Below are 13,569 nucleotides of genomic sequence, written 5' to 3'. Positions count from 1 at the left end.
ATTAGTAATCAAAGATAACTTTTTTTGTATTTTTATAAAGGAAAAATTATAAAAAAAAATTATTTATCCTTTTATTTACTTTTATTTCATAATATCCAAAAGATTAAATGAATATATTTAGTGTCAATTTAAAAAAATGAATAGATGAAAAGTACGTGGATCATTGTTTTATCCCTAGGGATGTCCCTTGGGGTTTCGGCCCAAACCCCAACAGCGCAGAAGCTGGATTCAAATATGGCATTAAAACAGGTCGATTCCAACGGAATTGTTTGGCTCGACCCAAAGCATGAACCTGTGAAAATTGTTGGTTTTGAATGGTTTGGACAAGATAGTGTGTACAGAAGACTTCCCTTAAACCCCAAATGGCCAATACGGGGAGCGGTAAGTCGATTGGCTGATCATACAGCCGGAGGGCAAATGAAATTTCAAACCAATAGTAAAAGAATACAGTTAAAGGTGGAATTGGACGAGCCTTCTGGGATGTACCATATGCCGCCGACAGGGCAAAGTGGTTTTGATTTATATGTGCGTACAGAAAATGGCCAAGTATATCTTAAAACAGCACGTTTTGGCGCAAGGGACAGCATATACCAGACAGAACTTTTAAATACCAATATGAATGAAATGCGAAGCTACACCATTAATTTCCCCCTGTACAATGGGGTGAAATCGGTTCATCTAGGAATTGAGGAAGGAGCAGATATCAAAGAGCCTATGCCTTTTAGTTTTAAAGGTAAAATTGTGACTTATGGCACTTCTATAACCCAAGGAGGCTGTGTGTCTAGACCTGGAATGGTATATTCCAATATTTTGAGTCGTAAGTTGGATGCCCAATTTGTGAACTTGGGTTTCTCAGGAAATGGTATGGGTGAACCGGAATTGGCGTATTTAATCAATGAAATCCCAGATGTTAGCTTTATTATTTTGGACTACGAAGGAAATGCGCTTGATTCCATAAAGGAGAGTCTAGGGCCATTTGTTGATATTTTAAGAAGTAAACACCCATTTACCCCAATTTTAATAATGTCCAAAACCCGAAGGTATAGATCAGCCACAGGTGAAGGATACCGACATCAAATCGATCTCCGTGATTTTCAGCGTGATTTGGTACATGAGCGAAAAAAGTTGGGAGATGACAATATTTACTTTTTAGACGGTACACAGGTACTCGGAGATGATTTTTTCGAATGTACGGTTGATGGAGGGCACCCTACCGATTTGGGCTTTTACAGGATAGGAGAGGCTTTGTATGCTAAGATTAGGGAAATTCAAGAAAAAAAAGCCTAAACTCCTAACAAAGTGTTCATGGATTTTGGTTGATTAATTAATCTTTTAGCTTGAATGCAAAATAGTAATCACCTGATTTTGTCCCCTGAAGGCCGCCACCTCCAGCTGCAATGACCACATATTGTTCACCATCAACAGAATATGTTGAAGGAGTTGCATAGCCACCTACAGGTAATTGGAACTCCCATAAAATTTCGCCGGTTTTTTTATCCAATGCCCTAAACTTTTCATCCCTTGAGGCGCCAATAAATATCAACCCCCCTGCAGTTACAACCCCTCCGCCAAATAATTGGGTTCCTGTTGGGGGTATCCCTTTTTTGGTAAGCTCTTCGTATTCTCCCAAGGGGACTTCCCATTTAATTTCACCTGAGTTTAGGTCTACTGCACATAGTTTTCCCCATGGGGGCTTTATTCCCGGATACCCTTCTTGATCTCGTAATTGCTGATAGGCCTTTAACTTAAATCTTCTTAAGGTATCATGGGAAGCTGATGTTCTTTTAGCAGTTTTACCTTCTGAAATTGGCAATAAATCACGAACTCCCTTATTGTTCAGTCCATATAAATAGGCTAAAACAGCGCGTCTGTTGTTTTCTGAAATATGTTTAAAGGAGGGCATCATGCCCCTTCCATTTTTTAGAAGGTCTCTGGTTTTTTTTATTGTAATTCTATCCTTTATGTTCGTCAATGATGGAAAAACAGAATTTCCTTTGCGGTCGGTTCCATGGCAAGTAGCACAATTGTTGGTATAAATATTTTGGCCCATAGCCGCAAAATCATCGAATTCGTTTATTTCTTCATTATATGGGGTATCCTCCACCAGTTGTACCAGGTTGGGAATATCGTTCACTCCAATGTACATTATGCCGGTTTCCTGATCGTATGCCCCACCGCTCCACTCGGCACCTCCCCTAAATCCAGGAAGTTGTACAATACCTGATTCGGATGGGGGTGTATAAATGCTTCCCAAGGAGTACCCCTTGATTTGCTCTTTAACATATTCATGGGATTCTTCAGAAATATCTGTGATTAAACTTTCATCAAAGCTTTGTCTGGAGAAAGGTTGGGGTTTCACGGGAAATGGTTGTGTGGGCCAGGTTGATTCCCCTATCATATTCGTTTGGGGAACAGGTAATTCTTTGACTTCAAACAACGGTTTACCGGTTTCTCTGTCGAGCAAGAATACTAATCCTTGCTTGGTGAGTTGTGCAACAGCATCTATTTTTTTTCCATTGTGATTGACGGTAATTAAATTGGGGGGAGTTGGAATGTCATAGTCCCAAAGATCGTGATGCGATACTTGAAAGTGCCACTTGTATTGTCCGGTTGAAGCATCCAAGGCAACCAAAGAATTGGCAAATAGACCTTTCCCTTTGCGGTCTATTCCATAAAAGTCGTGAGTTGGGGATCCCAAGGGGGCATAGACTATACCTCTTTCCGTGTCCAGGCTAAATCCGCTCCAGGCATTGGCTCCCCCGCCGATTTTATAATAGTCTTTTGGCCAAGTGTCGTATCCAAACTCTCCGGGATGGGGTATAGTGTGGAATATCCATTTCAATTCACCATTCCTAACGTCGTAGGCACGGATATGTCCAGGCAAGGAACCAGGGCTCTCATGGAGACTGGATCCCATAATAATTACGTCTTTGTAGATGACACCTGGAGAAGTGTTCCTTATAAAGGCTGTTTCCTTGTCAATGTCCCGATCAAGATGATCCATTAGGTCAACTACTCCCATGTTTCCAAAATTTGGGGCTAATTTGCCGGTTTTTAAATCGATGGACTGGATCTCATTCATTACACAATAAAACAGTCTCTTGTCCTCTCCATCTTCCCAGTATGTGAGCCCTCTGTTGGTTCCGCCTATGCCTGTTTTTACTTCCTTTCCATTGGATGCAGGGTCATATTTCCAGACTTCTTCTCCTGTCGCGGCATTTAGGGCAACAACTTTAAGGGTCGCCGTGGTAGCATATAAGATTCCGTCAATGATCAAGGGATTGCACTGAATGGAAGAGCTTGTTTGGTTATCCCCAGTACGATAGACCCAAGCGACATCCAGTTTTTCAACATTCTCAGTATTGATTTCTTTTAGGGTGGAGTAGGCATTGTTTTCATAGCCTCCTCTGTAGGCCTCCCAAGAATGATTTGCTGTTTCGGTTATATTTTTAGAGCGATTGCATGAGATTAGTGCAAGGCTCAAAAGAAGGCAATGGAAAAAAAAGTGCTTGGCTCCCATTTATTTAAAAGATTGAAAAACTAAATACGTAAAAATAAGATTTTGCAAAAAAAAGCAATATTTTTGAATTAAAACAAATAAAACGTAACATTATAATTTAATGAAACCTTTTTTTTAATTAAAAATGAAATGTATTTTTAAGGTTTTCAATCAAATTAACAGATAAGGCATGGAGAGACGTGAAGCTGTGGTAAAAATGTCATGGATGCTAAAATCAGCATTATTGACGCCGACGCTGGTTACTGTGCTGCAAAGTTGTCAAGATATTGTGTCCAAGCCCATTGCTTTGCAGGTGTTGAATGCTGACGAAAATGAAACGGTGATTGCAATGGCCGACACCATTATTCCAAGAACCAATACCCCGAGCGCATCAGATGTAAAGGTCAATTACTTTATGGATCTGTTGTTGAAGGATGCTTTTGATGAAAAAACCACGCAAAGTTTCTTGAAAGGCTTATCCCAATTCAATGAAGATTGTAAAGCTACAACCGGAAGTTACTTTTCAGAACTTGACGAAGATGACCGCTTTGAATACCTTAAAGAAGTTGATGCTGACATCATGGGTAAAAAATATGGAGAAAAGGTTCCCTTCTATTATTCGTTCAAACACCTAGCAGTGACAACGTATTTTTCCACAGAAGAAGGGGCTATCCAAAATTTGGATTACAACCCTGTTCCCGGCCCATATATTGGAGAAGTGGATTGTGACGAAAACACAAAAATAATGATGGGAAATCATATGTAGTGCATTATGGGAGAGAACAATTTTGAGGTTATAGTCATTGGATCCGGTATCACTGGAGGATGGGCGGCAAAGGAATTTACTGAAAAAGGACTGAAGACCCTTGTGCTTGAAAGGGGCAGGGATGTAAAACATATTGAGGACTATACCACCACAAATAAATCCCCATGGGAATACAAGTACCGCGGTTATGATTCCCGTGAAGTGCAAGAACAATACCCCATTCAAAGCAAAAAATACAATTTTGATGCCTCTAGTCAACAATACTTTGTGAATGATAAGGAGCATCCCTATGTAAACCCACCCGATAAGCCATTTAGGTGGTTTAGGGGGTATCAAACTGGGGGGCGGAGTATTATATGGGGCAGGGGGACCTTTCGGATGAGTGACCTCGAATTTGGGGAAAACCTAAGAGATGGACATGGGATTGATTGGCCCATTCGGTACAAGGACATTGAACCTTGGTACGACTATGTTGAAAAGTTCATTGGAATTTGTGGTACTGAAGAAAACATAGCCCACTATCCAGATGGGAAAAATTTTCTTCCACCCTTTGACATGAACACGGCAGAAAAAGTAATCAAAGAAAGGATGGAAACCCATTATCCGGACCGGAAATTGATTCCCACCCGAATGGCACATTTAACCAAGGTGAAACCGGGGCAGTTTAAGGGTAGGTTTGAGTGCCAGTCCAGAAATATGTGCCATACAGGCTGCCCTTTTGGAGCATATTTCAGTACCAACAGTTCCACACTGCCTGCAGCTTACAAGACCGGTAAGTTGACTCTAAGATCCAATTCAGTTGTGGATTCCATTATCTATGATGGCAAGACCAATAGAGCCATTGGTGTACGGGTAATAGATGCTGAGACGTTTGAGCGGATGGAATTTTTTGCAAGGGTGATTTTCCTTTGCGCCTCCACTTTGGGTTCAACAGCGATATTGTTGAATTCCAAAAATTCCCGTTTTCCAAATGGATTGGCCAATTCCAGTGGGGTTCTAGGACACTATTTAATGGGGCATCATAAAAACATCAGGGGAACAGGAGTTTTAGAAGGATATCAGGATAAGATTGACCGAGGCCATCGCCCATCCGGAGTGACCATTCCAAGATTTAGGAATATAGAAGGGGAGGAGATGGATTTTTATAGGGGGTATGGACTATCGGGTGGTGCATATCGTGAAGGGATAAATCCAAATCAGGTAGGAATTGGTTCAGGATTCAAAGAAAAACTGACCAAACCCGGTTCTTGGAAAGTGGTACTTGTGGCATACGGGGAATGCTTGCCTTATTTTGAAAACAAGGTTGAGCTGGATAGTGTAAAGAAAGACAAATGGGGTGTCCCTTTATTGTATATCTCCGCCGAGTTCAAAGAAAATGAAATGAAGATGAGGAAAGATATGCGAGATCAGATTCAAGAAACCATGGAGGTAATGGGATTAAAAGATATTGAAACCAGTGTGGGCTCACATATTGTTGGTGATGCAACCCATGAAATGGGCACCGCTCGTATGGGGAAGGATCCCAAATCCTCTGTACTCAACGGGTATAACCAATGTCATGATATTCCCAACCTTTTTGTTACGGATGGATCCTGTATGGTTTCTTCCAGTTATATGAGTCCATCATTGACCTATATGGCACTCACGGCTAGGGCATGTGATTATGCCCTTCAACAAATGAAAAAAGGAGTGATTTAACAGTTCAATTTTGTGGCATCGATATAGATTCAACATTAAAATTTTAAGCAACGAATAACCAAACCAATGGAAACAAAGAGCAAAAGGTTGACATCCTTGGATTTTTTTAGAGGAGCAACAGTGGCGGCCATGATCATAGTCAATGAACCGGGCAATTGGGACACCAAGTATTATCAATTATCCCATGCAGAGTGGGAAGGGTGCACCATGACCGATTTGATATTCCCTTTCTTTCTGTTCATTGTGGGTGTTTCAATTGTGCTTGCCTATAATAAGGCATTGGGCAAGGGAATGGGCAAAAAAGACTTGCTCAAAAAAACGCTTAAAAGAGCAGCCATTATTTTTCTGCTGGGGTTATTTCTAAGTTTGTTTCCCAACTTTAATTTTCAAGAATTTAGAATCCCGGGCGTACTTCAACGAATTGCTTTGGTCTACCTTTTTTGTTCAATGATCTTCTTGTTTGCGGACAAAAGGAGTCATTTTATTTGGTTTGGAGGTATTTTGGTGGGGTATTACATTATTATGATGTTTCTCCCGGTTCCGGGTATTGGTCCGGCCAACTTAGATCCGATCAATAACTTTTCAGCTTGGTTTGATCGATTTATCCTGGAAGGCTACATTGGAAGCCGTGGGCAAGGGCAGTACGACTCTACTGGAATATTTACCACCATCCCTTCCGTAGCATCTGGTCTTGCTGGAATTTTGGTCGGAAATTTACTTGCAGAAAAGAAAAAAGAACAAAACGAAAAGCTGATTTGGATGTTCATATTTGGATGCTTGTCCATGGCGGTCGGATGGGCTTTTAGTTATGAATTCCCAATCATCAAAAGACTTTGGACATCATCATTTGTATTGTACACTGCTGGCATAGCAACCATATGCTTTGCCACTTCGTATTGGCTTTTGGATGTAAAAAACCGTCAAAAATATATAAAGCCCTTTTTGGCCTTTGGCGTCAATGCTTTGGCCGCTTATTTTGGAGCAGCGTTATTGGGTCAATTGGCCAGCGTCCAATTCATTCCATTAAATGGCTCCAAAGTTGGCGTACGGGAATGGCTGTTCAATGAAGTTCTTACTTCTATATTGAATCCATACAATGCATCTTTGGCCTATGCCATATTGAACACATCCGTGATTTTTATATTGGTGTGGTATTTCTACAAAAAGAACATCATTATAAAGGTGTAGTAGTCTATAAAAGTCAATTTCATAGACTCTTGATTGGTCCATAGAGCGTTTTACCAGTTAATCTTTGGCACGTAGCCAGTGGATTAATTTCTCTGTTGCAGAATTTTCTTTGGAAGCGTTGATGTGGGCAGTGATGTTGTTGCCACTTCCCTTTTGCTTATAGATTTCAAGTGGGAATTCAAGGAGACGGTCTATTTTGTCCCTATCAGCCGGGGCGCCGTCCGCCGAAACTGGGTCTATTAGGGTGATATTCCGCGGAAACAATGAGGCCATAAGATCCGGCAAATCATATTTTTCCAATGCCCCTGGAACGGTAAAAGGAATATAGTCGGGTTTATAAAATTGGGTCGATGTAATGTCTGAATAGCTTAACAAAGATTCAACCATAGCCACTTTTTCAATACGCTTGTCAAAAGCCGCGGCATGAAGCAATTCGCCTCCCAAGGGCCCAACAGCGATTGCTGAAACCTTCCCATCGGGCTTCACCACATTTTTGCTAAAGTGCAAGACCCGTATCATATCCTCAGCCCGAAGTCCCACGAAGGATTCTCCAACAAGCATGGCGCCAAACCATTGGTTGTACGACACTCCTTCAATATAAGAGTCGCCTTTTAAGTATCCCGGTCCAAGACTGCCAATCCCGGGTAAATCTGCCAAGACAATGGTGTAGCCCTCGTTTAGGATTTGGGTAACCGTACTATCTTGGTTAACGGCATGTTCCATACCTGCACTGTCAAAATAAAGTACAACTTCATCTTTTTGGTTTTCCAATGGTTTTAGCACCAAGGTGGGTATTTTGTAATCTCCGCTTCCCTGCAATAGATACTTTTCCATGGTGTGGTCCGGGTTCACAAAACTTCCAGAAAATATCTCTTTACCAAAATCGGTCGGGGCAGTAAACCCTGCAATTTCTGCTGCACTTGCCCATACTTCGTTGGCATGGTTGTCAAAATCTTTTCGTGAGCTTTGGCGTGCAGCCTCCTGTTCCTCAACCTTGTCCTTGTTCAGTTCATAAATACTTTTTGTTTTGAAGGAAGTGGCCAATTGCCCTGTTTTGGTTACTTGGAGTTCCTTGATGGTGGGAACTTCTACATCGATGTCCTCTGGACTTCCGGGGTTGTTCAGTTGCTTTTGAAAAAAGGCGTACATGGCTTTCCTGTTCTTGGTTGTGGATGAATGGCGGTCATCATCCTCAACCATACGCAGGTTTTCTGGTTTTCCTAGAGTAGAGTACATATTTTGGGCTTCTTGGAAAGTTTCCCGAGCCCCTTGAATACTAAAAAAGTCGCGTGTGGTGCTGATAATCAGTGTGGGTTTCGGGGCCCTGGCCTCAATAAAATCACCATGATCTAAACCCTTGGCTATCATTTGATATAGATTTTGCTCGGCACATTGCGGCCCTATGGTTCGGTAGATATACTCATAACTGGTTATATAGCATTCCGGTGCAGTGGCTAGAATGCGGTCATCCAAGGCGCCTACATATGCGGTTAAATTTCCACCACCAGACCTTCCGGTCATGCCAATTCTGTTTGGATCCACCTCTTTTCTGGAAAGCATATAATCTATGCCCCGGATAACGTCCCAAATAAAATAATTCCCAGTGGAATACCCAGAAATCAAGCACTGTGCTCCAGCAAAGGAATGTTCGTGGTCTGGATATTTCACTTCGAATCGACCCGCTTTTTTGCCCCAATACTCATAACGCTCTCCTTGACCCATGGGGTCGATAGTAAATACAACAAACCCTTTTTTTACCAAGTTTATGATGATACGTTGATAGGTAGGCGATCTAAATCCTTCAAGGCTGTGTCCACACGCATAGAAAATAGCGGGGGCATTTTCCTTTACCCCGTCTGGAACATATAACGCCCCAGTGACATAATATTGTGGAAGCGATTCATAGATTACTTTTTCGATTCGGTACCCATCTCTTTGCAAAATCCCAGTAATCTGTGGGTTTAAGGGCGTCTTTTCTGGAAGTGGCCCTACCACTTCCAGTAATTTTTGTTTAACTGTGGATTGCCTCTCTAACCAATCTTCAGCAGTATTTAATTGGTTCAGTTTGTCTTTTCTTTCATTTATCTGATCATAAGCGAGATTACTGAAATGTTTGAACAGCGAGTTTTCTATATCTGTATATGATTCCCAATAGCCAAAAAAATCCAACTGCTGTTCTTGAGCTTGTACTGTAGAAAAAAGGACTAATATTATTGTGCAAAATTTAATATGCTTTTTCATAAGAGTGCATTAATTATGGACAAATTCCAAGTCAAAATTGACCGAGATATCATTGCCAGTTTTTATTTGGCCAAACATGGCCGTTGGAGGTTCAATGCTGAAATCACTAAGTTTCATGGGCAACTCACCAGACAAGGATATCTTTTTGTTGTTGTAAATAGCTTTTACCTGGGTTGAAATTTTTTTTTCCACACCTGCAACGCTCAAAACACCGCTTAGGTTCTTTAGAACACTGCCATTCCTATCGATCAAGTCAAACTCCACTGGGTTGTTTGATGTAAAAGTGATGGTAGGGAACAAATCCTTTTTAAGGGCTCGGTACATTTTATTGTTCATTGTTTTTCCTTTACTACCCTGGATATCATTGACAAAAAGATTGACGGATATATGGGATAGTTGACCAGTCTTGATCTTATCGTCAGTTGCCTTTTTGGCCGTGACTGTCATTTTCCCGGTTTGATTTTTTACCTCCACGGTCCAATCATGCAATGTGGAAGTGCCACTTACGGTTATGGAAGAGGAGTTCTCCAATTCATACTCTTGCGAAAATCCAAGTATGGAACATAAAACAAATACCAGACTGGTTGCATACTTTGCATATTTGGGACTAACTAGCATAATCATATTATTTTTTACCGGGTTTTACAATTTCGTATGTACCATTTTCAGTGGGCTTATGAACGGACTCTGAATCCCAGCTCATATCTTGGGGGACAATACTCTCAGTGGATTTAAGAAGTTCCTCCATGGTAATCCGTTGGCCAGTTTCTGCTGCCAATCTCCCCATAATCGTGGTTAGCGTGCTCTTGGCCCCATACTCCGTGTCATTGTAATGGACATTGTTTAAAATAGCATTGATGAACTTGTTCTGTACTTTTTGAGAATCGCCAATGTCCGTCCTGTCCCTGTAATTCCAGAAGGTTTTGCCTTTATAATCCTTAAATTGGAATCTTTCATTGGCAATTCCTTTTGTGCCCCTTATTTCCCAACCCATTTTATTGGCACAGTTGTTCATGTTTCTGCATTGGGAGTGCATTTGTATGCCGTTGGCATATTCGTATTCTATGAAGAAATGATCATAGGTATTGCCTTGTTCAATTCCAGAAAACACCAATCTTCCCCCATTTCCCAAGGCCTTGACTGGAAAATCATCCATGACCATGTTCATTACATCGATTTGATGAATGGCCTGTCCGGCCAATTGGCCACCCCAAAGCCAGGTAAAGTATCTCCAATTTCTAACCTGGTATTCCATTTCGGTCTGTTGTGGCTCTCTGGGAATTATTCTGGGTTCCACTACATTGTAATAGGTATTTAAAGAAGTGATTTCCCCAATTTCCCCATTTTGAATCCGTTCCACCATTTCCTGAACGGCATTGGAATATCTAAACTGAAGCCCAACGGAAACCACCAGATTCTTTTGGTCGGCCAATTTTCCCACTTCCATTACTTTATGGTATCCAGGAACATCAACAGCCAATGGTTTTTCAAGAAAGGTATGTTTTCCAGCGGTTACAGCTGCTTCAAAATGAGCGGGTCTGAATGGTGGGGGAGTGGCCAGCAAGACAACATCGCAAAGTTCAATCACTTTGGTGTACGCATCAAACCCCACAAATTTCTGGGCCTCGCCAAAATCACATTTATCCGGATAATTTGTTTTGAGTCTTTCGTGCAATTGATCCGCCTTGTCTTTGAACGTATCGCCAATGGCCACTACTTTGGCGGAAGGGGAAACGTTCAACGCTTCAAAAAGGGCGCCGGAACCCCTGCTTCCGCATCCAACAAGTCCAATTTTAAGAACTTTGGCGTTGGCGCCTTTGGCATGTAGCTGACTGGGCAACATACCAAGTAAGGTGCCTCCAACAGCCACCGAGGCACTTTTTATGATAAAATCCCTTCTTCCGTTCAATTTTTCGTCTTCTATTTCCATTCAACTTGGTTGTTATATTCTTTGTTATTCATCCAATACAATTTGCCAAAACTTCTGGGTTTCTTCCTCCGAGGGTTGTTCAATAGGGCTTACCAGTCGAAATCCAATGTATGAAGAGTCTGTGTACCACCAGAAACTTTTTGGGATTTGTGGATCATTTTTTTGCAGGTATAAGCCCGATTCGCCCCTCTTTGTGGGAGAAATGTTTCTTAAGTCATCGTACCAAGACCCTCCTCTGTATACCCTAGGGTGAAGTTTTGTTGGTATGTTCCATGGATTTTCTGCAATGCTATCCCGAAACTTTTCATAATACTTTGCATTATACTCATCCAACGTCCATTCCGATACATTGCCCAAAATATCATATAGACCGAAACCGTTGGGTAGTTTTTCACCAACTTTCGCATACTGATAGTCACTGTTTTCGTAGCTCCATACGTATTGGTCCAGCACATCTGTCTTTACACTAAAAAAATCTTCGGTATCCGCCCCTTTTTTGCACATATATTCCCATTCGGCCTCTGTGGGCAACCTGTAAAATCTTCCGGTAACTGTGGAGAGCCATTTACAAAAGGTCAAGGCGGCATAGGGAGACACATTTACTACGGGAAACCCATCCTTGCCCATTCCCAGACTGGGGTCTTCAAAGGGAGGGCTGGGGCGGGTAATGGCATCCACTTTCTGTAATGTTTCATTGGGGAGGGAATCAAAAACTGCTTTGTTTTCTGCTAAAAAAAGGTCAAAAAGCTCCCAGGTCACCTCATATTTTCCAGCCCAGAGATTGTCTATTTTCACCAAGTGGGCTGGACTTTCATCAATGTTCAGTGAATCGCTGCCCATGGTATAGATGCCGCCTGGGATGGCCACCATATCAAAAGATACTTCCGTGCCAGGAATTTTCTGGGTGTATACACTGCTGGAATCCAGTTTAGCAATTGTTTGGGAAAAACCATACTGTACAGAAGCAGTAAAGACAAGCATCAAGATGGCTAAAAATCCTTTTGGAAGGGGTGTCAATTTCAGCATATTTTTTTTGAATCTATATATCAAATATAAAGGAAATAATAAATTTATAAGGTTTTGAAAGTATTATTTCTTACAAAATGCTTAATTACTATACTTTTTGAAATTTGTTTTGTAGTTTTAATTTCGAATACTTCATCAAATTTTAATTTCTAGAAGAATTGTCCCAAGAGGAATGAATATGCTCCGATTGACTCTTTTTGTGCTATGCACATTAACAAAGATTAGTGGCCTTAGTGGTCAGGATTTGGAACGATATAGCTTCAGTAGGCCGGCCATGGGTACCCAGTTGAATATTATTCTGTATGCCACAAGTGCTCAAAAAGCGAATGAGGCATCCAAAGCTATGTTTGAAAGGGTGGATTACCTCAATTCGATATTAAGTGACTATAACCCCGAGAGTGAGGTAAATCTTCTGTATCAAAAAAGCCAATCGAATACATGGGTTTCAGTCAGTGATGATTTGTTTGAATTGTTGAACTTATCCAAAAAAATTTCCAAGTCAACCCAAGGTGCTTTTGATGTGACATTGGGAAAATACACACGATTGTGGCGGCAGTCCAGAAAGGAAAAGAAGCTTCCTTCAGTGGGTGAACTTATTGATCGTAAGGTGTTTGGGTATCAAAATATACGCCTTAGGGCCAAAGACAAGTCCGTAAAGATCAAAAACCCGGAAATCCTGATTGATTTTGGGGGGATTGCCAAAGGCTACACTGCACAGCAACTCTTGATTTTATTAGAAGAAAACTGTATTGAACATGCGTTGGTGGACTTTGGAGGAGATATCACCGCAAGTGCTGCACCGCCCCATAAAACAGGTTGGCACATTGAGGTCAACTATGGTGAAGGGAAAGGAGAGGTCTCGGAAATTTTGTCGGTCCGGAATTTGTCGGTGGCCACGTCGGGTGACAGGTATCAGAAAATCAAGACAAATGACAACACCTATTCCCATATCATTGACCCAGCAACGGGATTGGGAATTACCAAACCTGTTCAGGTCACAGTGATTTCAAAATCTGGGGCATTGGCAGATAGTTATGCGACCGCATTTAGTGTTATGGGGCTGGAGCGAATCAAAAAGTTTGTAAGAAAGCCGAAGAACCAAAATGTCCATGCCTTGGTTTCGTATGTGGAAAACAACACATTAAAGGTTTGGAAATCCCCAAAATTTGACACGTTCAATACCGCTCAAAAATAAGTGCCCTAAATCCAATCTAGGTGACT

The 13,569-nt window shown here is 41.4% G+C and carries 10 protein-coding genes; 5 read left to right on the top strand and 5 right to left on the bottom strand.

Annotated elements, in window-relative coordinates; all coding sequences use genetic code 11:
* Window positions 1–144 precede the first annotated feature (144 nt).
* A complete protein-coding gene (locus tag ACFOWS_RS14135; RefSeq protein WP_379765777.1) occupies window positions 145–1,287 on the top strand; it encodes an SGNH/GDSL hydrolase family protein in 1,143 nt (380 codons plus the stop codon).
* 37 nt (window positions 1,288–1,324) lie between these two features.
* Here the strand turns inward: ACFOWS_RS14135 and ACFOWS_RS14130 are convergent, their stop codons facing one another.
* Entirely contained in the window at window positions 1,325–3,484 is a 2,160-nt protein-coding gene (locus ACFOWS_RS14130) for an outer membrane protein assembly factor BamB family protein (protein WP_379765774.1), read from the bottom strand.
* Window positions 3,485–3,689: 205 nt separating this feature from the next.
* Between ACFOWS_RS14130 and ACFOWS_RS14125 the strand changes: the two genes are divergently transcribed.
* The 3 genes from ACFOWS_RS14125 to ACFOWS_RS14115 all read left to right on the top strand — a co-directional run bounded on the left by ACFOWS_RS14125 (window position 3,690) and on the right by ACFOWS_RS14115 (window position 7,151).
* The gene (locus tag ACFOWS_RS14125) at window positions 3,690–4,265 is read left to right on the top strand and encodes a gluconate 2-dehydrogenase subunit 3 family protein (RefSeq protein ID WP_379765771.1); all 576 of its coding nucleotides are present in this window, start codon (window positions 3,690–3,692) and stop codon (window positions 4,263–4,265) included.
* Between the two features lie 6 nt (window positions 4,266–4,271).
* A complete protein-coding gene (locus tag ACFOWS_RS14120) occupies window positions 4,272–5,963 on the top strand; it encodes a GMC oxidoreductase (RefSeq protein ID WP_379765768.1) in 1,692 nt (563 codons plus the stop codon).
* Window positions 5,964–6,029: 66 nt separating this feature from the next.
* Window positions 6,030–7,151: an acyltransferase family protein gene (locus ACFOWS_RS14115; protein WP_379765765.1), complete on the top strand. Its 1,122-nt coding sequence runs from the start codon at window positions 6,030–6,032 to the stop codon at window positions 7,149–7,151.
* A 57-nt stretch (window positions 7,152–7,208) separates the two neighbouring features.
* On the opposite strand, the gene ACFOWS_RS14110 is transcribed toward ACFOWS_RS14115, so the two are convergent.
* The 4 genes from ACFOWS_RS14110 to ACFOWS_RS14095 are packed head-to-tail and all read right to left on the bottom strand — an operon-like array spanning window position 7,209 to window position 12,348.
* The gene (locus ACFOWS_RS14110; protein WP_379765762.1) at window positions 7,209–9,392 is read right to left on the bottom strand and encodes an alpha/beta hydrolase family protein; all 2,184 of its coding nucleotides are present in this window, start codon (window positions 9,390–9,392) and stop codon (window positions 7,209–7,211) included.
* A gap of 9 nt (window positions 9,393–9,401) precedes the next feature.
* Window positions 9,402–10,016: a YceI family protein gene (locus ACFOWS_RS14105; RefSeq protein ID WP_379765759.1), complete on the bottom strand. Its 615-nt coding sequence runs from the start codon at window positions 10,014–10,016 to the stop codon at window positions 9,402–9,404.
* Window position 10,017: 1 nt separating this feature from the next.
* Complete coding sequence (locus ACFOWS_RS14100; RefSeq protein ID WP_379765756.1) at window positions 10,018–11,322, bottom strand: Gfo/Idh/MocA family protein; 1,305 nt, start codon at window positions 11,320–11,322, stop codon at window positions 10,018–10,020.
* A gap of 24 nt (window positions 11,323–11,346) precedes the next feature.
* On the bottom strand, window positions 11,347–12,348 hold the full coding sequence (locus ACFOWS_RS14095) for a formylglycine-generating enzyme family protein (RefSeq protein WP_379765753.1): 1,002 nt from the start codon (window positions 12,346–12,348) through the stop codon (window positions 11,347–11,349).
* A 178-nt stretch (window positions 12,349–12,526) separates the two neighbouring features.
* Between ACFOWS_RS14095 and ACFOWS_RS14090 the strand changes: the two genes are divergently transcribed.
* Window positions 12,527–13,543, top strand: coding sequence for an FAD:protein FMN transferase (locus ACFOWS_RS14090; RefSeq protein WP_379765750.1), 1,017 nt, complete (start codon window positions 12,527–12,529; stop codon window positions 13,541–13,543).
* Window positions 13,544–13,569 lie beyond the last annotated feature (26 nt).

This window comes from Flagellimonas marina (assembly GCF_042651185.1).
Classification (GTDB): Bacteria; Bacteroidota; Bacteroidia; order Flavobacteriales; family Flavobacteriaceae; genus Flagellimonas; species Flagellimonas marina.
The sequence above is the reverse complement of the archived record's forward strand: the minus strand, read 5'-3'. Positions and strand labels throughout refer to the sequence as shown.

Coding starts and splice junctions, on each gene's coding strand:
- ACFOWS_RS14115 (WP_379765765.1), top strand. CDS start 6,030: ATGGAAACAAAGAGCAAAAGGTTGACATCCTTGGATTTTTTTAGAGGA.
- ACFOWS_RS14100 (WP_379765756.1), bottom strand. CDS start 11,322: ATGGAAATAGAAGACGAAAAATTGAACGGAAGAAGGGATTTTATCATA.
- ACFOWS_RS14110 (WP_379765762.1), bottom strand. CDS start 9,392: ATGAAAAAGCATATTAAATTTTGCACAATAATATTAGTCCTTTTTTCT.
- ACFOWS_RS14135 (WP_379765777.1), top strand. CDS start 145: ATGAAAAGTACGTGGATCATTGTTTTATCCCTAGGGATGTCCCTTGGG.
- ACFOWS_RS14095 (WP_379765753.1), bottom strand. CDS start 12,348: ATGCTGAAATTGACACCCCTTCCAAAAGGATTTTTAGCCATCTTGATG.
- ACFOWS_RS14090 (WP_379765750.1), top strand. CDS start 12,527: ATGCTCCGATTGACTCTTTTTGTGCTATGCACATTAACAAAGATTAGT.
- ACFOWS_RS14125 (WP_379765771.1), top strand. CDS start 3,690: ATGGAGAGACGTGAAGCTGTGGTAAAAATGTCATGGATGCTAAAATCA.
- ACFOWS_RS14105 (WP_379765759.1), bottom strand. CDS start 10,016: ATGATTATGCTAGTTAGTCCCAAATATGCAAAGTATGCAACCAGTCTG.
- ACFOWS_RS14120 (WP_379765768.1), top strand. CDS start 4,272: ATGGGAGAGAACAATTTTGAGGTTATAGTCATTGGATCCGGTATCACT.